This window comes from Acinetobacter lwoffii (assembly GCF_015602705.1).
Classification (GTDB): Bacteria; Pseudomonadota; Gammaproteobacteria; order Pseudomonadales; family Moraxellaceae; genus Acinetobacter; species Acinetobacter lwoffii_E.
This window is the reverse complement of record NZ_CP059081.1, coordinates 2,552,844-2,573,291: the sequence shown is the minus strand read 5'-3', so window position 1 is coordinate 2,573,291 and position 20,448 is coordinate 2,552,844. Positions and strand designations below refer to the sequence as shown.

Here is a 20,448-nt window from a genome sequence, read left to right as displayed (position 1 = left end):
CTGAGTAAATCGATATTTTTTTTGTTTTGGCTGGTTATTGTTATTCAGTCTTTAAACGACGTTTCTCAATCAGTTTTCCTGCCAGTAAACCCAGTTCAAACAGCAGCCACATCGGGACAGCCAGCATGATCATTGACAGGGCATCCGGAGGGGTGACAAACATCGCCACAAAGAAGCAACCCACAATAATAAAGCGCCGTTTCTCGATCAGAGTCTGTGTCGAAACTGCGCCAATCAAGATCAGAACCAGGGTAATAATAGGAATTTCAAAGGTAAAACCAAAGACCAGAAACAGTTTTAAACAGAAGCTGAGATAACTGTTGATATCAGTCATCGGCGCCACAGTTTCCGGCGAAACACTGATAAAAAAATGCAGAATCGAGGGCAATGCCACAAAGTAGGCAAAACTGATACCGGTATAAAACAGCACGATACTGCCGATCAAAAGTGGCACGACCAGGCTCTTTTCCTTGGCATACAGCGCAGGCTTAATAAAGGTCCAGAGCTGATACAGGATAAACGGCATCGCGATCATCAGCGCGACAAAGAAGTTCAGCTTAAACGGTGCCATGAACGTTGCAGTGACATCCGTAGCAATCATGGTCGAGCTGGCAGGTAGCTGTGCACGCAAGGGTTCAGACAACCATTGGTAAGTCTGATTGGCAAAGGGTAATAAGCAGAAAAACAGGCCAATCAGGACAGCAACCACTTTAAACAGATGCTTTCTTAAGATGATCAAATGCTGGGTAATCGGCATCTGTTCGAGGTTCAGCGCTGCAGCATCATTGGAGGCTGGTGTGGTCGGCAAGGATGTCATACGGCCACCTTCATTTCTGTATAGCGTTGTTCGGAAATCATGGTTTGAATTGCTGTAGGCTTGGGTAAATACACGGAGGATATAGGCTGTCGCACCGGCTGATAGCTGAGCAAGGGCTGAGCAGACTGAGGTTTTATTTTTAATTGATCAGCTGCAATCGGTTGCTGCAAATCAGCCACTTGTGCCTGCATCTTGGCCTCCAGTTCCTGAATCCGCTGCATTTCAGCCTGCATCTGTTCACGTAGCTCAGACAGGCGCAATTCACGATCAAGATCATTCTGAACATTGCTCACCATACGCTTGATCTTGCCGTACCATGTTCCGACAAAACGGACTGCTTCCGGAAGCTTATCTGGCCCAAGAACCAAAAGCGCAATAATCCCGAAAATCAGCAGCTCGGTCATTCCAATATTGAGCATAGCGAACTCTTAACTTTTAACCGAATGTTCAGGCGTTTTGACCTGGGCATCAATGGTGCGTGGCTCTGCAAGCTTGGCCTGTTCAGCCTCTTCATCCTTTACTGATTTTTTAAAGTCTTTAATCGCACCGCCGACGTCTTTACCCAAATTTTTAAGTTTCGATGTACCGAACAATAAAATCACCACAATTGCGAAAATCAGCACATGCCAAATTGATAATCCTGCCATTATTTTATCCTCTATATTTCATGCACCTATCTCAGCAGGCTTGTATGACAGCGCGGTGACGCTTTGATGACAGTTTGCCGACACGGCAACAGGGGAATGAATCACTCATATAAAAAATTTCATAATTCAATGAAAAGTATGCTGTGTTAGCATACAGCCTGATATGGAAATCTCAGCAGCATTGTCATGGCCTTGATTCTTCCCCTCCTGTCTTTTCTAATTGGTTATTGGGGGGTGCAATTTTTAAAACCGATTCGACCTTTTTTGGCTGCTTTACTGGCACGGATCCTGATTCCGGTACTCATTATCTACAATATGGTATTTTACCAAGAGGGCAGTTTGTGGTTAATTGCCTTTAGCTTTTTCTGTTCCTGTGTGTTCTTTGCCTTATTTTATTTCACCCTGAAAAATAAACTGCGTGCCTTATGCCTGAGCTATTTAAATGGGGCATGGCTGGGAATTCCTTTTGCACTGGCAGTTTTTGGCCCGCAAGCGACCAGTACTGTGGTGGCGCTGTACATCGGTGGTTCTTTGTTTGGCAATGTCTGTGCGGTGATGGCAGTCAGTGAAGCCAGACAAGATAGCAGCTATATTTTAAAAAATGTACTGCTCTCACCACCAGTGGTGGCACTGTCAGTGGCAGCCTTATTGTCATTTTGGGATTTGAGTCAGTGGCAGCAAGTCGCTTGGATAGAGATACTGTATCAGGCCAATAAAGTACTGGTCACTTTTAGCGGCATGTGTGTGCTGGGAATGTGGCTGAGCAATGTGCGGATCAGCCGCTTCGATTTAATGCGCAGTCTGCAACTGATTTTTTATAGAGGGCTGGTTGCGGTTTTGCTGTGTGTTGCCGCTTATTATTATTTACCTATTCCGCAGCAGACGCTGACTTATGCAGTGATGCTGATGTTCTTTTTATTGCCGCCTGCAGCCAATATTGTGGCGCTGGAAACCCATTATCAGGGAACAGGCCATTCCGCCAAATATATTGCTTCGGGAACTTTGGCCAGCGCAATCTTGATTGCCTTATATGGGGTAATCGTGCATGCGTTGATGCCTACACTATAGATTCCCTCTCCTTTTAGGAGATGAGAAACGCTGTTTCGCAAGGGGGGAGGTGTATTTTAAAAATCCCTCACCCCAGCCCTCTCCCAAAGGGAGAGGGAAAAAATATGAAAAACTTACTTCGCCAAACTCGCTTTAAACAACTGCATCGCCTGACCGCGATGACTGATTTTATTCTTTTCTTCCTTGCTCATTTCTGCACTGGAAATTCCTAATTCCGGTAACCAGAACAAGGGGTCATAGCCAAAACCATTTTCACCACGTGCAGCTTCCATAATTTCCCCGTGCCAGATACCCTGAAAGACTTGCGGTAAGGGATCTTCGGCATGTTGAACCAGTGCCAGTACGCAAACAAACATGCCCTCAATCACTTCACCATCTTGGCGTAAGGGTTTGAGATCGGCCAGCAGTTTTTCATTATTGGCGGCATCGTTGCCATGCTCACCGGAATAACGAGCCGAGTAAATGCCGGGAGCGCCGCCAAGAACTGGCACACAAATGCCTGAATCATCTGCAATAGCAGGTTTTCCGGAAATTTTAGAAGCATGGCGAGCCTTAATAATCGCATTTTCTACAAAGCTTAGACCATCTTCGATCGCATCTTCGATATTCAACTTGCCCTGGGCCACGACTTCAACCGGCAGTTGTAGCTCGGCAAACAGTTTTTCAAACTCGGCAATTTTACCTTTGTTATTACTTGCCAATACCAGTGTGCCTTGGGATAACCAGTCAGTTGCAGCCATGTCAAAAACTCATTATTAGATAAAGAATGGGTGTTATTTTAGCAACGGATGAAGAATTTGCGGCAATAAAAAAGCACCCGAAGGTGCTATTTATACCATTCAGCTTATTGTGCCTGAATCCATCTGTCGGCACGATCACGCGCCTGACGGATCTGCTCTTGGGTTAAATTCGCCGCCAAGGCAGTTTTTCTGCCTTCCGACAGCGTAATCACCTTATTGTCGAGCATGCCATCACGGGTAGAAAGTTCATACCACTGGTACGCACCCATGTAGTTTTTCTTTTTCTCTTCCATCATTGCCAGGTTAAAGCTGGCACGGTTATCGCCACGGCTGGCCGCTTTTTCAAAATACTGACGCGCCAGCGCTTCATCTTTTCTGGTACCAATGCCATCGGCCAGCATACGGCCGACATTCAGCTGGGCAACTGCCAGACCTTGATCCGCAGCAGCTTTATACCAGGCAAAGGCCTGACGTTCATCTTTCTGGATGTCTTTACCATACTGGTATTTGGTGGCCAGATAAAACTGTGCACCAGCCTGACCGGCTTTCGCCGCTTTGGTCAGACTATTGATATCCATGATGGAATACTGAGCCGCTTGACTGGCAACAGATGGACTCGGTGCAACATAATCTGCATGGGCTTGCATGCCAAAAAGTCCCGCCAGTAGCGTCGTACTTAATAATAATTTTTTCATAGTGCGCTCACTCGATAAATTGCGACTTCACCAAATAGATTAGGGAGATGCTTGCTCAGCAAACTATCTTCTTGATTCCCGTTCACAGCGAGTCGATTAATAATTTTGATGTTATTTTCCGCACAAAGTGCTTCAAAATCACGAAATGTACATAAGTGGATATTCGGGGTGTTATACCACATATACGGCAAGGCTTCAGAAACCGGCATTCTCCCTTTGATTGCCAAGAAAGACCGGGTCTTCCAGTGCGCAAAGTTCGGGAAGGTAATAATGGCCTGTTTCCCCACACGCACCATATCACGTAATAATACGTCAGGCGCATCTACAGCTTGCAAAGCTTGTGCCATGACCACATTGTCAAAAGACTGGTCAGCAAAGCGGCTTAAGCCGAGGTTTAAGTCCTGCTGGATGATATTTAACCCGCGACTGACCGCAATTGCAATCTTTTCCTGATCAATTTCTAATCCGTATGCACGAATATCGTGCTTTTTACTCATTTGTGCCAGCAGTTCACCATCGCCACAACCGAGGTCAAGTACGCTAGAACCGGGCTTAATCCACTTTTCAGCGAGTTGTTGATCGATACGCATTATATGGTCTCCTTCGGTGTTGCTTTCAGGTGTTCTTCACCCCCGAGAAATGCACGCAAAGATTTTACATAGAGCGGAATCGGGAACAGGAAGGAGTCATGGCCTTGTTCCGCATCAATATCCAGATAGCTGACAGGTTTATGGTTACTAATTAAGGCATCCACGATTTCTTGCGAGCGGGCAGGGGTAAAACGCCAGTCAGTGGTGAATGACACCACCAGGAATTTGCACTGGGTATTGGCCATGGCTTTTTTGAGCGACTGTTCATATTCACGCGACGGATCAAAGTAATCCAGTGCCTTGGTCATGATCAGATAGGTATTGGCATCAAAGTTACGGCTGAACTGCTCACCCTGATAACGTAAATAGCTTTCGACTTGAAATTCGACATCGAAACCATACATAAATTTGCCTGATTTTAAATCACGGCCAAACTTCTGCTTCATGGCTTCTTCGGACAGGTAGGTAATATGACCGACCATACGCGCCAAAATCAGGCCACGTTTTGGATAGCTGTCATTTTCCAGATAACGACCATTATGGAAATCCGGGTCTGACAAAATCGACTGACGTGCCACTTCGTTAAAAGCAATATTCTGTGCAGAAAGCTTTGGAGCGCTGGCAATGATCACGCATTTTCTTAAACGGTTTGGATAATCCACTGACCATTGCAATGCCTGCATGCCACCCAGTGAACCGCCAATGATGGCATCCCAAGTATCAATTCCTAAACGATCAGAGAGCAGGGCTTGGGTTTTGACCCAGTCGCGAACTGTAACTAGTGGAAAATCAGGACCATACGGACGATTATCATTTTCAGGATTGGGTGAGGTTGGGCCGGTAGAGCCGCTACAGCCACCAATATTATTCAGTGAAACCACAAAGAATTTTGACGTATCAATAGCTTTGCCGGGACCAATACATGAATCCCACCAGCCGGCTTTTTTATCATCTTCATGATGATAGCCAGCAGCATGGTGATGACCGGAAAGGGCATGACAAATCAGAATGGCATTGGACTTATCGGCATTGAGTTCGCCATAAGTTTCAACCATCAGTTCAAAACGTGGGAGGATGCGACCGCATTCAAGCTCTAACGGCTCTTCAAATTGGAACTTTTGTGGGACAATAATGCCCACTGAGTCAGCTGGAAAAGACACGGGGAGGATTCGCCTTAAATCTTTAGTATGAATAATAAAAGGATACCATTTGCCGGTATCCTTCTAAAGTCATTTTAGTGCTATGAATTATCGCAAATTCTAATACCGCCGTTTAGACCGCAGCAGCAATCACCTGATCAGTGCTTAAAACACCCTGATCAATCAGACGGTTGGTCGAGGCAATAATTGCTTCGATAGAAGAGGTCACGATGTTGTCATGTACCCCGGCACCAAAGGCAGATTTACCAGTACCTTTCACTTGAAGTTCGATCAAGGCCAAGGCTTTGGCATGAGCACCTGAACTGATGCTGCGCTCTTCATAGTTCACCACGTCAATCGGCAACTGAAGTGCATCCAAAATCGCAGAAATTGGACCATTGCCTTCACCACGAACACGACGTGACTGGCCATCAATTTCAAGATCAAGCTCAATCACCTGATTGCCATTGTCATCCGACAATTTGTAGTTTTTCGCAGAATAGTGAACGTTTTTAGCATCCACATAGGTTTCTTTGAACAACTTCCAGATTTCAGTCGCACTGATTTCAGTGCCTTGCTCATCGGTACGTTTTTGTACGATCTGAGAGAATTCAATCTGTAAACGACGTGGCAAAATCACATTGTAGTTAGATTCTAACAAGTAGGCGATACCACCTTTACCTGACTGAGAGTTGACACGAATTACGGCATCATAGTCACGGCCTAAATCTTTCGGGTCGATTGGCAAGTACGGCATATCCCAGATTTCTTCGTTCTTCTGGAACTCGAAACCTTTTTTGATGGCATCCTGATGCGAACCCGAGAATGCAGTAAACACCAAATCACCGGCATATGGATGACGCGGGTGCACAGGTAAACCGGTACATTCTTCCACAGTCGCAATGATTTCATTGATGTTGGAGAAATCTAAATTCGGTGCCACGCCTTGGGTATACATGTTCAAGGCAATCGCAGCCACGTCGACGTTACCGGTACGTTCGCCATTACCAAATACACAACCTTCGACCCGGTCAGCACCAGCCATAATTGCCAATTCAGAAGCAGCAATGCCACAGCCACGGTCATTATGACAGTGAACTGAAATGATTACGCCGTCACGACGCTGAATGTTACGGTGCATCCATTCGATTTGATCGGCATAGATGTGTGGTCCTGAAACTTCTACGGTTGCAGGCAAGTTCAAAATGACTTTATTGGTCGGTGATGCTTCCCAGATTTCAGTGACGGCATCGCAGACATCTTTTGCAACTTCTAATTCGGTTGCAGTAAAACATTCCGGGCTGTACTGAAATACAAATTCAGTTTCCGGCTGTTTTGCGGCATATTCTTTTACTTTCTGTGCAGCATTAATGGCTAACTGTTTTGCACCTTCTACATCAACATTTAAGACTTTGTTGCGGAATGTCGGCGAGTTGGAATTATAGATATGTACAATGGCACGTTTTGCGCCTTGTAAAGATTCAAAGGTACGTTGAATCAAATGATCACGTGCCTGAACCAATACCTCGATATAAACGTCATCTGGAATATGACCTTCTTCAATCAATTTACGGGTGAAATCGAAGTCAATTTGCGATGCTGAGGGGAAGCCGATTTCAATATGCTTGAAACCGATTTTGACCAGCATCTGGAACATCTTGAATTTCTGCTCCATGTTCATTGGCTCAAAGATCGCTTGGTTACCGTCACGCAGGTCAGTACTCATCCAGATTGGCGCTTTGTTGATTTCATTGTTCGGCCATTGACGGTCTGGTAAGTCCACACGTTGATACATGCGACGGTATTTTTTACTTGGATCAGCCAACATCATGAGAGAGCTCCTTATGCTAACTTGGGTACCGTAATCTTGGTTAAAGCGGTGCGTGGGTCAGCGGCATAGATTTTGTCTATTCATTGGGTTTTAGTGACAGTCTGGTTCAAACCTGAAATATGGTCTAAATATTGATGGTTTAGCTTCGCCAAATGCACTAAATGCCTTACTTATAATGTAAAGTTTAATCCACTTATCCCGAAAAGTTTTTGCTATTTTTATGGATTTTAGTCGTATGGTAATAAAGATTTTCTTATAAAGTTTAAGTGGTGAAAAATATTTTCACTTATTCTAAATATTGTATTTTATATTTTCTCTATTTTGACATAATTCGTTATTTATTACGTTCAATAGTGCCATAACGCAGTATATTTTAATAAAAAATAAATCCAATTATTTTCAAAGATCATTGACGTCAGGGCATGTTTTAAAGTTCAGCCCATTTACGCATTAAATTATGATACAGGTTGGTCAGTTTCATAACTTCTGCATGCTGATCACCCAGCTGCATTCTCAGGTTTTGAATACTCTGATCCAGATTAAACAGCATATGCCGTTCTGCATCATCCCTGATCATGCTTTGTACCCAAAAAAATGAAGCAATTCGACAACCGGCAGTGATTGGCGTGACTTCATGCAAGCTGGTCGATGGATACAAAATCATATCGCCGGCAGGCAATTTTACTTCGTGATAACCGTAAGTGTCTTCGACTACCAGTTCACCACCGACATATTCGTCCGGCTCACTTAAAAAAACCGTACAGGATAAATCCGTTCTGAGACGTTCATTGCTGCCGCGAATACGACGAATCGAATTGTCGACATGAAAGCCGAAAGATTCATTATTTTCATAGCGGTTAAAAAGCGGGGGAATAATATCCAGTGGAATCGCCGCCGATAAAAACAGAGCATGCTGTCCCAGAGATTCTAGAATAATATTGCTGAGATGATGAGTAAGTGGATGATCTTCAGGCAATTGCTGATTCTGTTTCACGGCGGCAGAGAGTGTACCCGCGGTAACCTTGCCGTTGACCCACTCAATCTTATTCATCTCCTCACGGAAATATTGTACCTGTTCTTTGCTCAGTACATTTGGAATATGATGCAGCACTGGAAACCCCTGAATAATCGTATTTTAAAAATAACATAGCCCCCATCAGGAGGCTATGCGGTTGCATTGAATTAATATTTAAAGTTGACTGCCAGCACTGCGCTACGGCCTTCTGCTTCAGTAGCATAGTGAGATGAATAGGCTTTAGTGAAGTAACGTTCATCAGACAGGTTGTTAAGATTTAATTGCAAATCAACGTTTTCATTCACGTTATAACGTGCCATGGCATCATAGCGAACATAGCCCGGTACAAACTTGGTATTAGTAGCATTACCATAGACTTTGTCCATTGCGACGGCACCAGCACCTAGAGTTAAAGCAGGAGTTACTGCATAAGTAGTCCAAAGGGTTGCACTGTTTTTCGCGACGTTTTGAACTTGGTTCCCATTGCTAGGATTTGGCGCATATACAGCAGGTTGACCTGTAGCGGCAGTATTTACAAATCCACCATCAATCATTTCACTGTCTAAATAAGTATAACCCGCAGATATAGCCCATTTATCCGTGATGTTGCCATTTACACCAAGCTCAATACCATCGACACGAGTTTCACCAATATTACTTGTGGTGCCATCATCTCCGGTCGCACGAGTATTGGTTTTTTCCGTGCGGAAAATAGCTGCAGTCAGGTTGAGCTTATCATTCAAGACATCCCATTTAGTTCCTAACTCCATGGTCCGGACTTCTTCAGGTTTAAGATTATTTATTGCAGCAGTAATCCCTTCAGAACCATCGCCACCATCTACGCCGACTGGATTTGCAGATGTTGCATAACTTGCATAGATACTGCCATTTTCAACAGGTTTAAAGGTCAGGCCAGCTTGATAGTTGATAAAGTCTTTATCATTTTCAAGTTTAACAATTGTTCCTGCTGGAGTCGTAGTATTAAAACGACCTGCAAGCATGGTTTGCTCAGTTGAGTAGTCATCCCAACGTACGCCTAAATCTAAAAGCCACTGAGGGGTGAATTCAATACTATCCAGGAAATAAACAGACTTTGATTTGCTTTGAATATTGTACTGGTCGGCACCATTGGTACTTAATGTACCTGTCCATGGCCCACGGTTTGGGTTTTGTACCGAAGTACACCAGCCCGAAGTAATATCACCAGCGTTACAGGCATTGTGTACATTACCTGTAGCGTTAACACCATCGATAATGTATTGGGTACGGTCAGTTTCTTGGTCTGAATATTCGGCACCTAGATTAAAACTATGTTTAAGCATACCGGTATTAAATTTACCGGTTAAAGCAAGTTGGTCGGTAAAAGCATCAGTATCTGCCACACGTGAGTTGGCACGTGCCCAGACATTTCCATTCAGTAAGAAGTTGCCTCTTGAGTCATCCGGGTTAGTCCACAGGTAATCATTTTTAGACGTGTTATACACTGCGGTATTGCTAATGGTTAAGTTGTCCGTCAGATCATGTTCTAATTTAAGCGTTCCTGACTGATTTTCCTGTTTCTGGAAGTCACGATCTTTCCAGCCATAGTATTGACCTTGTTTAATATCAATTGGCTTGCCGTTGCCATTCAATCCTACATTTGCATTTGTGAGCGCAAATGGATTGTTATAAGGAATACCTGAATCAGGTGTGTCATCGGTTTTTAAGTAGTAATAACTTAGAGTCCCACGGGTAGGGGTGTCCAGCCCAAAACTAATACTCGGTGCAATACCGGCACGCTTATATTCAGCACCGTCTTTCTGGCCTGCTTTTTCGTTTTGATGCCCCATGACTGCCACACGTGCCGCAATACCATTACCAAAGTCTTTGTTACCATCCAAAGTTATACGTTGGTAATTGTCTGTGCCGCCAGCGACCGAACCTTCTAGAAAATCGCCTGCTTTAGCGACTTTAGAAATCATGTTAATGCTACCGCCAGTGGTGCCTGCACCGCCCATGGCAGAAGCAGAACCTTTGGTCACTTCAACTTGTTCTACCGCAAACATTTCACGGTTTTGTGAGGTGGCATTACGAACGCCGTCTACATACATCGAACTTTCAGAGTTATAACCGCGAATAAATGGGCGGTCACCGTTCGGGTTGCCACCTTCACCTGCACCCAAGGTAATCCCCGGAACTGTACGTAGTGCATCAGCTAAAGTCGTCACTTGTGTATCTGCAATCAGCTGTTTTGAAATTACTGAAACTGACTTGGGGGTGTCGAGTAAAGGCGCAACAAATTTGCTATTCGCAGATTGATCTACTTTTAAGCTGGGTGCTTGTTCAGCTTTGACTTCTTGATGAATCGTCTCTAACTGGATCACCTGTTCTTCCGCCATCGCAGATGCAGCTACCATTGATAAAGATGAAACAATTGCAGAGGAAACGATTTTTTTACGTGTTTTAATGAAGGTCATGTTAAACCTAATAAATGAATGCTAAAAATGTATGCGAATAATAATGATTCTTGTTTTTATTTTTATCTTTTTATCATGGGAATTCATGATCTTTAAGAAAATATTAAATGAGTTTATAAATGTAATATCATAACAATCAATATATAAACATATGATTTTAATAAATATTGATAAATTAATCTGATTGTTAAATTTTTATTGAGAATAATGATGTCTATAGAGGGGCATAAATTAGGGATTTTTCATAGAGCACTAATTTAGCGATAAGAAAAAACCCTGCCAGGGCAGGGTTTAATTTAATAGTTTAATTAGAATTTAAAAGTAGTGCTGAGTTGAACACGGCGGCCTTCTTGGGTGTTGCTATACTTATTACGATATTTGCTACCGCGCCCAGTTAATGTTGGTAAATAAACATAATCAGTAAAGTCTTTATCAAATACATTATAGAGACCTATACCAAGATCCCAATTATTTGTAATATTAAAGTTAGCACCTAGATGGAATAAACCATAACTTTTATAATCACCTAAAGCATCTTGAATAGTTTTGTCATTCCCACTCAAATTACTTTTACCTAAGTAACGACTCTTCTCAGAACGATATTCTCCACGTGCCCATAAATTCGTATTGTCCGCCACTTGCCAGTTTGCACTTGCATTTACAATGTGCTCAGGTGTGTCATTAAGTTGTAGTCCTTTATCTTCACCTTTGGTGATTTCAGACTGAGTCCATGTATAGTTTGCTGCTAATTTTACAGCATCGCTAACTTGCCACTGAGAACCCAACTCTAAGCCATAAAGTTCAACTTCTTCAGCATTAACATTACGGCTAACCTCCCAACTGTCACCCGGCTGAATTGCCCAAGGTGTACCACGATCACTCAAGTATGAGTTACATTCTGCATTAGAAAGTAAAGGTGCATCACTGGTTGATGCGCCACATCCAAATTCATCTGCTCCACTGACAATTTTGTCATCAATAGTACTGTAGAAGCCTGTTAAATTGGCTTTAAACCCGTTAAGTGCATCAAAGTAGAAACCAAGTTCCAGATTCTGACTAGTTTCAGGTTTTAAATTTGGGTTACCAAAACTTGGGGTAGCACCTTGGCCACTGACATTATAAATGCCATCAACAAGCTGTTCTAAGCGAGGAGCTTTATAGCCTTCAGCATATCCACCTTTAACTGTCCATTGATCATTAGCATTCCATACCAAATATGCACGAGGTGTAAAGAAGTCACCGAACGTACTATGATCGTCGTATCGAGCACCTAATGTAAGAGCTAGAGATGGAGTAAATTGCCATGTGTCTTCAACGAATAAACCTACTTGATCAAAAGAAACATCTTTATTGGTTCTTAGACCATCAGTAATGGTCGCATCCCACCATTGACCACCAAAGACTAAATTATGGTTCTCAAAATGTTGAGTTGAAAATTTAGTATCGAATACAAGATCTTCACTTTCCAGTAACCGTGGCAACGTTTGGGTTGTAAGGTTGTCATTTTCAAGAGGAAGTAGGCGTGCAGGCAAGAGACGTCCTACAGTCTCTGTCTTGTTTTGACTGATACTTGAATCTAACTGACCTAAACTATTTTGCCATTCATGAATCAAAGCTAGCTTTTCACGATTATATTCTTGAGCTTGCCCATAACCACCGGCTGCTCCAAGAGTTCCAAGCTGACCTTTACTATTGTCATACCATTGTTCAGTTTGCTCATATTCAAATGAAATCGCATGATCATCATTTGGAGTATAAGTTAAACGTGTTCCAATAGTTTCTAAATCTGACTTTGTAGGATTATTTCCTTGAGTTAACTCAGCTGCTTCTTCTTCGTTCGTAAGATGAGATTGATCACGTTCAGCTTTGCGTGCACGTAATTGAATGCCTAATTTATCTTGAATAAGTGGGCCGGAAATAAAAGCGTCCACTGAGCGTTGGTTACCAAATTCGGAATAGTTCGGAAGAATAGTACCTTCTAAGGTAACTGCACCAGTCCATTCAGGTGAAACTTTTTTGGTAATAATGTTTACTACACCACCCATAGCATCTGAGCCATATAGTGTAGAAGCAGGACCCTTAATCACTTCGATGCGTTCAATTGCAGAAATTGGTGGAATAAAACTATTATTTGACTCTCCAAAACCATTTGGGGTAATGCTACCCACAGTATTTTGGCGACGTCCGTCAACAAGAACTAAAGTGTATTCGGAATCCATACCACGCATACGAATATTTAAGCCGCCGGTTTTACCTGCTGAAGGAGATATATCAACTCCTTCTACATCAATCAAAGCATCCGCAATAGAATTAACGCGTTTATTTTTTAAATCTTCTGCTGTTAAAACGGTAATAGAAGCAGGTGCATTTTTAAGTTCTTGTTCAAAACCCGCCGCTGAAACCACAATCGTAGACATTTGATGTGTTGTTGTAGGAGTCGCTGTCTCGTTCACAGTCTCTGCAAAAGCAGATGTTGCTGTAACCCCAAGAATTGCCAATGTAAGTGGACGAAGACTAAAACTATGCATGACCAAATTCCCGAACCGAAGAATAAATTAGTATTGTTGCTCAAATAAGAAACTGGATATTAATGATAGTATTTATCATTTGCAATAAAAATATACATTTTCTCCATTTAAATTGGGTTGACTGGGCATCTGGAAAGATGGCAATTCAAATAAAAAAAGGGCTTAAAAACTGGAACTCGCGCGTATTTTTTGTATATCCTTAAATGTTGTCATATAATGTGGCACATTTTTATAAACCTGTTATAACCTAATATATAGAGGAAGCCATGCAAGTAACTTCTGAAGCGGTTTCGGGCGTTGCCCGTCGTTTAAATGTTTCTGTACCGACGAGCCGTATTAATGAGCAATTTGAAGCTCGTTTAAAACGCACTGCTAAAACTGCGAAGATCAACGGCTTCCGTCCAGGTAAAGTACCTGTAAACGTAGTTCGTCGTGAATACGGCGCGGGTATCTACCAAGAAGTAGTAAACGATATTATTCGTGACACAGTTTTCGAAGCGATCCAGCAAGAAAAAATCAATGCTGTGGGCATGCCAAACATCGAAAAAACTGAAATGAAAGACGACGCGCTGGTATATACAGCGACTGTTGAAGTTTATCCAGAAATCGAAGTGAAATTCGACGGCTTGGAAGTTGAGCGTAAAGCAGCTGAAGTAAATGACAAAGACGTTGAGAAGATGATTGAAAATCTTCAAAAACAACGTGCTGCTTGGGCTGAAACAAAAGGCATGGCTAAAAAAGACATGCAAGTAACTTTTGATTTCGAAGGTTCAATCGACGGCGAAAAATTTGAAGGCGGTTCTGCAGAAGACTTCAAACTTGTTCTAGGTTCTGGTCGTATGATCCCTGGCTTCGAAGACGGTATCGTTGGTATGAAGAAAGGCGAAGAGAAAGTTATCGATGTAACTTTCCCTGAAGACTACCAAGCTGAAAACCTTGCTGGTAAACAAGCTCAATTCAAAATCACTGTGAAGCTTGTTGAAAAACAAAAACTTCCAGAAATCGATACTGAATTCCTGAAAATCTTCGGTGTATCTGAAGAAGAAGGCGTTGAGAAGTTAAAAGCTGACGTTCGTAAAAACATGGAACGTGAAGTGAAGAACGGCCTTCGCAATCAGGTTAAAGGCGCGACTTTCGATGCATTAGTTGCTGCAAACGAAGTTGAACTTCCAGCTGCTATGCTTGCTCAAGAAATTGACCGTCAACGTCAACAAATGATCCAGCAGTTCACACAGCAGTTTGGTGCTCAAGGTGCGAAAGCATTTGATTCAAGCATGCTTCCAGACGAATTGTTTAAAGAACAAGCTGAAAAATCTGTAAAACTTGGCGTACTTGTAAGCCGTGTTTTAGCTGATGCGAAAATCGAAGTAGATGCTGCACGTGTTGAAGCGTACATCGAAGACATGGCTTCTTCTTATGAAGATCCAAACGAAGTGATCGAATACTTCAAAAACGATGCGCAACAGCGTGCTCAAATCGAAGCAGTTGTGCTAGAAGATCAAGTTGTTGATTACATTTTGGCTTCTGCTAAAGTAACTGATGCGACTGTAAGCTATGAAGACTTATTGAAAGAGCAGCAAGCTCGTCAACAAGGCTAATTTAGCTTTCGATAAAAAAGGCGCTTAATGCGCCTTTTTTTCATATTGATGCCTGAAAAAAGTATTTCTGTTTTTCACAAAACTAATGCAAAAAATATAATGGATTTGTTGGCGAATTTTTTGCAATTTCAGTGATTATCCCTCATATTGTGATTATGGGTTAGGTCACAAAAAATTTAGGAATAAATAAACGTATGTATGTTCCAGCGATTGAAAACGCTTTAGTGCCAATGGTGGTAGAACAATCCTCTCGTGGTGAGCGTTCTTTTGATATTTATTCACGCCTTTTGCGTGAACGTGTAATTTTTATGACGGGCGAAGTTGAAGACAACATGGCGAACCTGATCGTTGCGCAAATGTTGTTTTTAGAGGCGGAAAATCCAGATAAAGATATTCATCTATATATCAATTCACCAGGCGGTTCGGTAACTGCGGGTATGGCGATTTATGACACCATGCAGTTTATCAAACCTGATGTCGTAACGTACTGCATGGGTCAGGCAGCATCAATGGGTGCGTTCCTGCTGAATGCCGGTACCAAAGGCAAGCGTTATTGCCTTGAAAACGCCCGTGTCATGATTCACCAGCCATTGGGTGGTTTCCGTGGTCAGGCTTCAGATATTGAAATTCATGCACGTGAAATCCTGTTTATTAAAGAACGTTTAAACCGTTTAATGGCTGAACACAGCGGTCAGGATTACGAGAAAGTTGCACGTGATACAGACCGTGACAACTTTATGACTGCTCAGCAAGCGAAAGAATACGGTCTTGTGGACGAAGTTTTAACTAAACGTCCATAAGTTTTAAAGATTGAGATAGTGGAGTAAATATGTCCGAACATCCTCAAGGACAAAAGCATTGTTCATTTTGCGGTAAAACGCAGTCTGAAGTCGGGAAGCTGATTGCAGGCGAGGACGCATACATTTGTAACGAATGTGTGGACGTATGCTTAGATTTGGTTCAAACCAGTCAGCAAGTGGAAACCAATGACTGGGCCAATCGTCCTTTGCCGAAACCGCATGAAATTCGTGCGGCCTTGGATCAATATGTGATTGGTCAGGACGTCGCGAAAAAAACCTTGTCAGTTGCGGTTTATAACCATTACAAGCGCTTGAAAGTGCAAAATAATGGCAAGAAAGCTGATGATTCAGTCGAGCTTTCAAAAAGTAATATTATGTTGGTTGGTCCGACAGGATCGGGCAAAACCTTGCTTGCACAAACGCTGGCACGTCTTCTGGATGTTCCATTTGCCATGGCAGATGCAACGACACTGACCGAAGCCGGTTATGTGGGTGAAGATGTAGAAAATATCGTACAGAAGCTTTTACAAAAAGCAGATTACGATGTCGAAAAAGCGCAAAAGGGGATTATCTATATCGATGAGATCGACAAGATTACCCGCAAGTCTGAAAACCCATCCATCACGCGTGATGTATCGGGTGAAGGCGTTCAGCAAGCATTATTGAAAATGATTGAAGGCACGGTTGCATCAATTCCGCCACAAGGTGGACGTAAGCATCCGCAGCAGGAATTCATTCAGATTGATACCTCGAATATCCTGTTTATTTGTGGCGGTGCATTCTCAGGACTTGAGAAAATTGTACAGCAACGTCAGGAAAAAGGTGGCATCGGCTTTACTGCAGAAGTGCGTAAAAAAGATGAAACCAAGAAGCTGTCTGACTTGTTCCGTCAAGTTGAAGCAACTGACCTGGTAAAATTTGGTTTGATTCCAGAATTTATTGGTCGTTTGCCAGTAATTGCCACTTTGGACGAGTTGGATGAAGAAGCATTGATGCAGATTCTGACTGAGCCGAAGAATGCGTTAACCCGTCAGTATCAACATCTGTTTGATATGGAAGATGTGGATCTGGTTTTTGAAGAATCTGCTCTACGTGCAGTGGCTAAGAAAGCAGTTGAGCGTAATACAGGTGCACGTGGTCTACGTTCGATCCTAGAAAATTCATTGCTGGAAACCATGTATGACTTGCCAAGCCGTAGCGATGTCGGCACTGTCGTCATCAATGAAGCCGTGATTAAAGGTGAAGCAGAGCCGGAATACCGTGCCGAGCGTCAGCCACATGATCAGCAAGAGACTGCGACAAAAATAGATTTAAAGGTCGTGAATAGCAAATCCGCTTAATTGCTATTCGTCCGAAACGTGCGAAAACTCCGTGTTTTCGCACGTTTTTTATTTCCAAAAATAAAGCTCGGTGTTAATCTGATTCACTAGGCGTGGATGCCTAAAACTTATAAAAAACAAATTGCAAAGCACTTGCATACAAAAGAATAAAGACGCAGTGAGGGATAAGCATGCGTGGAGTCGCAATTGTACTCATCAGCAGTTTGGCATTGCTGGGGTGTCATGGTAAGAAAGCCGTCGTTGAGCCTACACAGCCACTCAGCACTTTAAAAAATATCGATCTTGAAAAAAAACCGGGCTTTGTCGAGCAGCATCGTATTGGCATGTTCACCATTGGCGGTTGGGTCAATCAAAAGCATGGAAACCAGTTTCAGACGGTGAAACCACAGCATGATGAAGCCGCTATTGTGTATTTATACCGGCCCGATTCTAGATGGAACCGTCAGGAAATTGTCGCTGCCAGCCTGTTTATCAATCAAGAGCATATTCCAAGTTTACTGCACAACCATTATTACTGGATTGAAGTGCCTGCAGGGACCTATCGTTTGAGTACCAGCCGGCCATTAGGTGCATTGCATTTCCAGAAGCCTAAATATCTGGATTTTACTGTCGAAGCGGGACAGTCTTATTTTATTAAATATGATGAAGAGAATATCAGTACACGCCGGAGTGTTTCCGGACCGCTCATGCTGATGCCGGAAAAAGTTGGCCTGAATGAAATTGCTTTTACTCAGCTAAAATCAGACAGCTTTAACTTCGTGGCACAAGATCAAGAAACTGGCCAGATTCGTAAAAAAGCCCAAAAAATTGAACCGACTGCTTATGATCCATCATTAGATGTACAGCTGAAAGCACCTTTTAAACTTTGGGGTCCACGTACCTGGTAGTTTGGACATTTTTTTGAGCAAACATCATAAAAAAGCACCCATTCAGGGTGCTTTTTTATTGTAGTAAAAATTAGCCCGCAGCAGCGTCAACTACTGGAATCTTGCCAATTTTTGCTTGCCAGATTTTAGGTGCAGTCGCGTGAATAGAAGTACCATTCACATCAACCGCTACAGATACCGGCATATCTTTTACCACAAACTTGTAAATTGCTTCCATACCCAGGTCAGCAAAGGCAACCACTTCAGCTTCGCGAATAGCTTTAGACACGAGGTAAGCAGCACCACCGACAGCCATCAGGTAAGTTGCCTGGTTGTCTTTAATGGCTTCAACGGCAGCAGGACCACGGTCTGCTTTACCGATCATGCCAAACATGCCAGTCGCTTCAAGAACTTGACGTGTGAATTTGTCCATACGCGTTGCAGTTGTAGGACCTGCAGGACCAACTACTTCATCGCCGACTGGATCAACAGGGCCAACGTAGTAGATAAACTTGCCTTTCAGATCAACAGGAAGTTCTTCACCGTTGTTCAGCATGTCGACCATACGTTTGTGTGCAGCATCACGACCTGTATAGATTGTACCGTTAAGAAGAAGTGTATCGCCTGGTTTCCAGCTATTCATTTCTTCTTGGGTAATCGTGTCAAGGTCAACACGTTTAGAAGATGAAGAATCCCAAGTCACAGCAGGGTAGTCTTCAAGTTTAGGTGCTTGAATATGTGCAACACCTGTACCATCTAACTGGAAGTGTGCATGACGAGTCGCAGCACAGTTCGGGATCATACCAACTGGTTTACCTGCAGCATGACATGGATAATCTTTGATTTTAATATCAAGTACAGTGGTTAAACCGCCAAGACCTTGTGCACCAATACCCAAAGCATTTACTTTTTCGAAGATTTCGATACGAAGCTCTTCCATTTTGCTTTGTGGACCACGACGAAGCAATTCGTCCATGTTGATCTCTTCCATCAATGCTTCTTTGGCAAGCATCATGGCTTTTTCAGCAGTACCACCGATCCCGATTCCCAGCATACCTGGTGGACACCAGCCTGCACCCATGGTTGGAACAGTTTTCAGTACCCAATCCACGATTGAATCAGATGGGTTTAACATTGCTAGTTTAGATTTGTTTTCTGAACCGCCACCTTTGGCTGCCACAGTGATATCTACTTTATTACCAGGCACAAGCTTGTGGTAAATCACGGCAGGAGTGTTGTCTTTGGTGTTCTTACGACCAAATGCAGGATCAGCCAGAACTGATGCGCGAAGCACGTTCGAGTTTTCTAAATAACCCTGACGTACGCCTTCATTGATTGCATCATCCAAACTCATGGTTAAATCGAATTTAACGTCCATGCCCACTTCAACAAATACGTTGACGATACCGGTATCTTGACAGATTGGGCGGTGGCCTTCTGCACACATGCGTGAGTTAATTAAGATTTGTGCGATCGCATCTTTAGCAGCTTTGTTCTCTTCACGATCATACGCACGGCTCATCGCTTGGATAAAGTCTTGTGGGTGATAGTAAGAAATGAACTGAAGCGCATCTTTAACCGATGTGATCAAGTCATCTTGCTTGATAATAGTTGTCATACAAATATCTCTTGAGCGGGCTGATAGCTAGCGGGCTAAATTATAAGACAAAAGAATCGGGTTGTGGGCATTTTGGGCGAGCATTGGCCGAAAGTTTATAGTTTAAGCAATCTGAGCAAGCACTTTAGCTATTCAATGGGTCAAATATGATAGCCAGTTGTCATATTCAGTGTCATATTTCAGATAAAAAATATGCATAATTTTGATGATTTTTTCTCAAGTAATTGAATTTTATTGTTTATTTAAAATTTAATAAAAAATCAGATTGTCATATAACTGTCATAAAACTTTTACATAATGCAGCTATTGAAACGGGAGATCCTAACAATGGTTACAGGTATTTTGATGGCAGCTGGTTTTTGTGTATATATCGCTGCAACTTGGATGTACGGTCAGAAAGAAGATCAAGCCTAAGCTTTATCTTCTTTTTTATTTTAAGACATAAAAAATTAACCTATCTTCAAATCTTCAAATCTTCAAATCTTCAAATCTTCAAATCTTCAAATCTTCAAATCTTCAAATCTTCAAATCTTCAAATCTTCAAATCTTCAAATCTTCAAATCTTCAAATCTTCAAATCCAGTTATAAAAATATTTGAAAACTCAAATTTAAAAAGCATCTCTCCTATAGCTTACTCAAGCCATGTTGACCATTTACATTTTTAACCCAGAAAAACTCAAAGCCTGAAAACCCTTACACA

At 42.5% G+C, this 20,448-nt stretch carries 17 protein-coding genes; 5 read left to right on the top strand and 12 right to left on the bottom strand.

The window, feature by feature from the left end; all coding sequences use genetic code 11:
- Positions 1-40: 40 nt before the first annotated feature.
- From tatC to tatA, 3 genes are read right to left on the bottom strand one after another with little or no spacing between them, the layout of a single operon-like run.
- Complete coding sequence (tatC, locus tag H0S56_RS12245; RefSeq protein WP_195725175.1) at positions 41-817, bottom strand: twin-arginine translocase subunit TatC; 777 nt, start codon at positions 815-817, stop codon at positions 41-43.
- Positions 814-1,236 (bottom strand): Sec-independent protein translocase protein TatB, encoded by a 423-nt coding sequence (tatB, locus tag H0S56_RS12240; RefSeq protein ID WP_195725174.1) that lies wholly within the window; start codon positions 1,234-1,236, stop codon positions 814-816. Before tatB ends, tatC begins: the two co-directional genes overlap by 4 nt.
- A 9-nt stretch (positions 1,237-1,245) precedes the next feature.
- On the bottom strand, positions 1,246-1,464 hold the full coding sequence (gene tatA, locus H0S56_RS12235) for a Sec-independent protein translocase subunit TatA (protein ID WP_004729524.1): 219 nt from the start codon (positions 1,462-1,464) through the stop codon (positions 1,246-1,248).
- Positions 1,465-1,650: 186 nt separating this feature from the next.
- Between tatA and H0S56_RS12230 the strand changes: the two genes are divergently transcribed.
- On the top strand, positions 1,651-2,532 hold the full coding sequence (locus H0S56_RS12230) for an AEC family transporter (protein ID WP_195725173.1): 882 nt from the start codon (positions 1,651-1,653) through the stop codon (positions 2,530-2,532).
- A gap of 113 nt (positions 2,533-2,645) precedes the next feature.
- Here H0S56_RS12230 and rdgB read toward each other — a convergent pair whose 3' ends face one another.
- From rdgB to H0S56_RS12190, 8 genes are all read right to left on the bottom strand, one after another.
- Positions 2,646-3,272 (bottom strand): RdgB/HAM1 family non-canonical purine NTP pyrophosphatase, encoded by a 627-nt coding sequence (gene rdgB, locus H0S56_RS12225; RefSeq protein ID WP_195725172.1) that lies wholly within the window; start codon positions 3,270-3,272, stop codon positions 2,646-2,648.
- A gap of 104 nt (positions 3,273-3,376) precedes the next feature.
- The gene (locus tag H0S56_RS12220) at positions 3,377-3,967 is read right to left on the bottom strand and encodes a tetratricopeptide repeat protein (RefSeq protein WP_004647420.1); all 591 of its coding nucleotides are present in this window, start codon (positions 3,965-3,967) and stop codon (positions 3,377-3,379) included.
- Entirely contained in the window at positions 3,964-4,557 is a 594-nt protein-coding gene (metW, locus tag H0S56_RS12215; RefSeq protein ID WP_004278415.1) for a methionine biosynthesis protein MetW, read from the bottom strand. The genes H0S56_RS12220 and metW overlap by 4 nt, the downstream gene beginning before the upstream one ends.
- Positions 4,557-5,717, bottom strand: a complete 1,161-nt coding sequence (metX, locus tag H0S56_RS12210) for a homoserine O-succinyltransferase MetX (RefSeq protein WP_195725171.1) — start codon at positions 5,715-5,717, stop codon at positions 4,557-4,559. The genes metW and metX overlap by 1 nt, the downstream gene beginning before the upstream one ends.
- Before the next feature lie 112 nt (positions 5,718-5,829).
- Positions 5,830-7,527, bottom strand: a complete 1,698-nt coding sequence (gene leuA / locus H0S56_RS12205) for a 2-isopropylmalate synthase (protein WP_005250679.1) — start codon at positions 7,525-7,527, stop codon at positions 5,830-5,832.
- Between the two features lie 427 nt (positions 7,528-7,954).
- A complete protein-coding gene (locus tag H0S56_RS12200; protein WP_195725170.1) occupies positions 7,955-8,638 on the bottom strand; it encodes a Fe2+-dependent dioxygenase in 684 nt (227 codons plus the stop codon).
- A 71-nt stretch (positions 8,639-8,709) separates the two neighbouring features.
- A complete protein-coding gene (locus H0S56_RS12195; protein WP_195725169.1) occupies positions 8,710-10,998 on the bottom strand; it encodes a TonB-dependent receptor in 2,289 nt (762 codons plus the stop codon).
- 308 nt (positions 10,999-11,306) lie between these two features.
- Entirely contained in the window at positions 11,307-13,526 is a 2,220-nt protein-coding gene (locus H0S56_RS12190) for a TonB-dependent receptor domain-containing protein (protein WP_195725168.1), read from the bottom strand.
- Between the two features lie 266 nt (positions 13,527-13,792).
- On the opposite strand from H0S56_RS12190, the gene tig reads away from it, so the two are divergent.
- The 4 genes from tig (at position 13,793) to H0S56_RS12170 (ending at position 18,151) form a co-directional block, all read left to right on the top strand.
- The gene (gene tig, locus H0S56_RS12185; protein ID WP_004278409.1) at positions 13,793-15,124 is read left to right on the top strand and encodes a trigger factor; all 1,332 of its coding nucleotides are present in this window, start codon (positions 13,793-13,795) and stop codon (positions 15,122-15,124) included.
- 194 nt (positions 15,125-15,318) lie between these two features.
- On the top strand, positions 15,319-15,924 hold the full coding sequence (gene clpP / locus H0S56_RS12180) for an ATP-dependent Clp endopeptidase proteolytic subunit ClpP (RefSeq protein ID WP_004278408.1): 606 nt from the start codon (positions 15,319-15,321) through the stop codon (positions 15,922-15,924).
- A 29-nt stretch (positions 15,925-15,953) separates the two neighbouring features.
- Positions 15,954-17,264, top strand: coding sequence for an ATP-dependent protease ATP-binding subunit ClpX (gene clpX, locus H0S56_RS12175; protein WP_004278407.1), 1,311 nt, complete (start codon positions 15,954-15,956; stop codon positions 17,262-17,264).
- Positions 17,265-17,434: 170 nt separating this feature from the next.
- Positions 17,435-18,151: a DUF2846 domain-containing protein gene (locus H0S56_RS12170; RefSeq protein WP_195725167.1), complete on the top strand. Its 717-nt coding sequence runs from the start codon at positions 17,435-17,437 to the stop codon at positions 18,149-18,151.
- Between the two features lie 70 nt (positions 18,152-18,221).
- Here H0S56_RS12170 and H0S56_RS12165 read toward each other — a convergent pair whose 3' ends face one another.
- Positions 18,222-19,748, bottom strand: a complete 1,527-nt coding sequence (locus tag H0S56_RS12165; protein ID WP_004278405.1) for a fumarate hydratase — start codon at positions 19,746-19,748, stop codon at positions 18,222-18,224.
- Positions 19,749-20,448: the final 700 nt, after the last annotated feature.

Excerpts from the sequence above, each read along its gene's own strand:
- H0S56_RS12165 (WP_004278405.1), bottom strand. The coding sequence starts at position 19,748 with ATGACAACTATTATCAAGCAAGATGACTTGATCACATCGGTTAAAGAT.
- clpX (WP_004278407.1), top strand. The coding sequence starts at position 15,954 with ATGTCCGAACATCCTCAAGGACAAAAGCATTGTTCATTTTGCGGTAAA.
- tatA (WP_004729524.1), bottom strand. The coding sequence starts at position 1,464 with ATGGCAGGATTATCAATTTGGCATGTGCTGATTTTCGCAATTGTGGTG.
- H0S56_RS12195 (WP_195725169.1), bottom strand. The coding sequence starts at position 10,998 with ATGACCTTCATTAAAACACGTAAAAAAATCGTTTCCTCTGCAATTGTT.
- H0S56_RS12220 (WP_004647420.1), bottom strand. The coding sequence starts at position 3,967 with ATGAAAAAATTATTATTAAGTACGACGCTACTGGCGGGACTTTTTGGC.
- metW (WP_004278415.1), bottom strand. The coding sequence starts at position 4,557 with ATGCGTATCGATCAACAACTCGCTGAAAAGTGGATTAAGCCCGGTTCT.
- tig (WP_004278409.1), top strand. The coding sequence starts at position 13,793 with ATGCAAGTAACTTCTGAAGCGGTTTCGGGCGTTGCCCGTCGTTTAAAT.
- rdgB (WP_195725172.1), bottom strand. The coding sequence starts at position 3,272 with ATGGCTGCAACTGACTGGTTATCCCAAGGCACACTGGTATTGGCAAGT.
- H0S56_RS12170 (WP_195725167.1), top strand. The coding sequence starts at position 17,435 with ATGCGTGGAGTCGCAATTGTACTCATCAGCAGTTTGGCATTGCTGGGG.
- leuA (WP_005250679.1), bottom strand. The coding sequence starts at position 7,527 with ATGATGTTGGCTGATCCAAGTAAAAAATACCGTCGCATGTATCAACGT.
- tatB (WP_195725174.1), bottom strand. The coding sequence starts at position 1,236 with ATGCTCAATATTGGAATGACCGAGCTGCTGATTTTCGGGATTATTGCG.
- clpP (WP_004278408.1), top strand. The coding sequence starts at position 15,319 with ATGTATGTTCCAGCGATTGAAAACGCTTTAGTGCCAATGGTGGTAGAA.
- H0S56_RS12230 (WP_195725173.1), top strand. The coding sequence starts at position 1,651 with ATGGCCTTGATTCTTCCCCTCCTGTCTTTTCTAATTGGTTATTGGGGG.
- H0S56_RS12190 (WP_195725168.1), bottom strand. The coding sequence starts at position 13,526 with ATGCATAGTTTTAGTCTTCGTCCACTTACATTGGCAATTCTTGGGGTT.
- tatC (WP_195725175.1), bottom strand. The coding sequence starts at position 817 with ATGACATCCTTGCCGACCACACCAGCCTCCAATGATGCTGCAGCGCTG.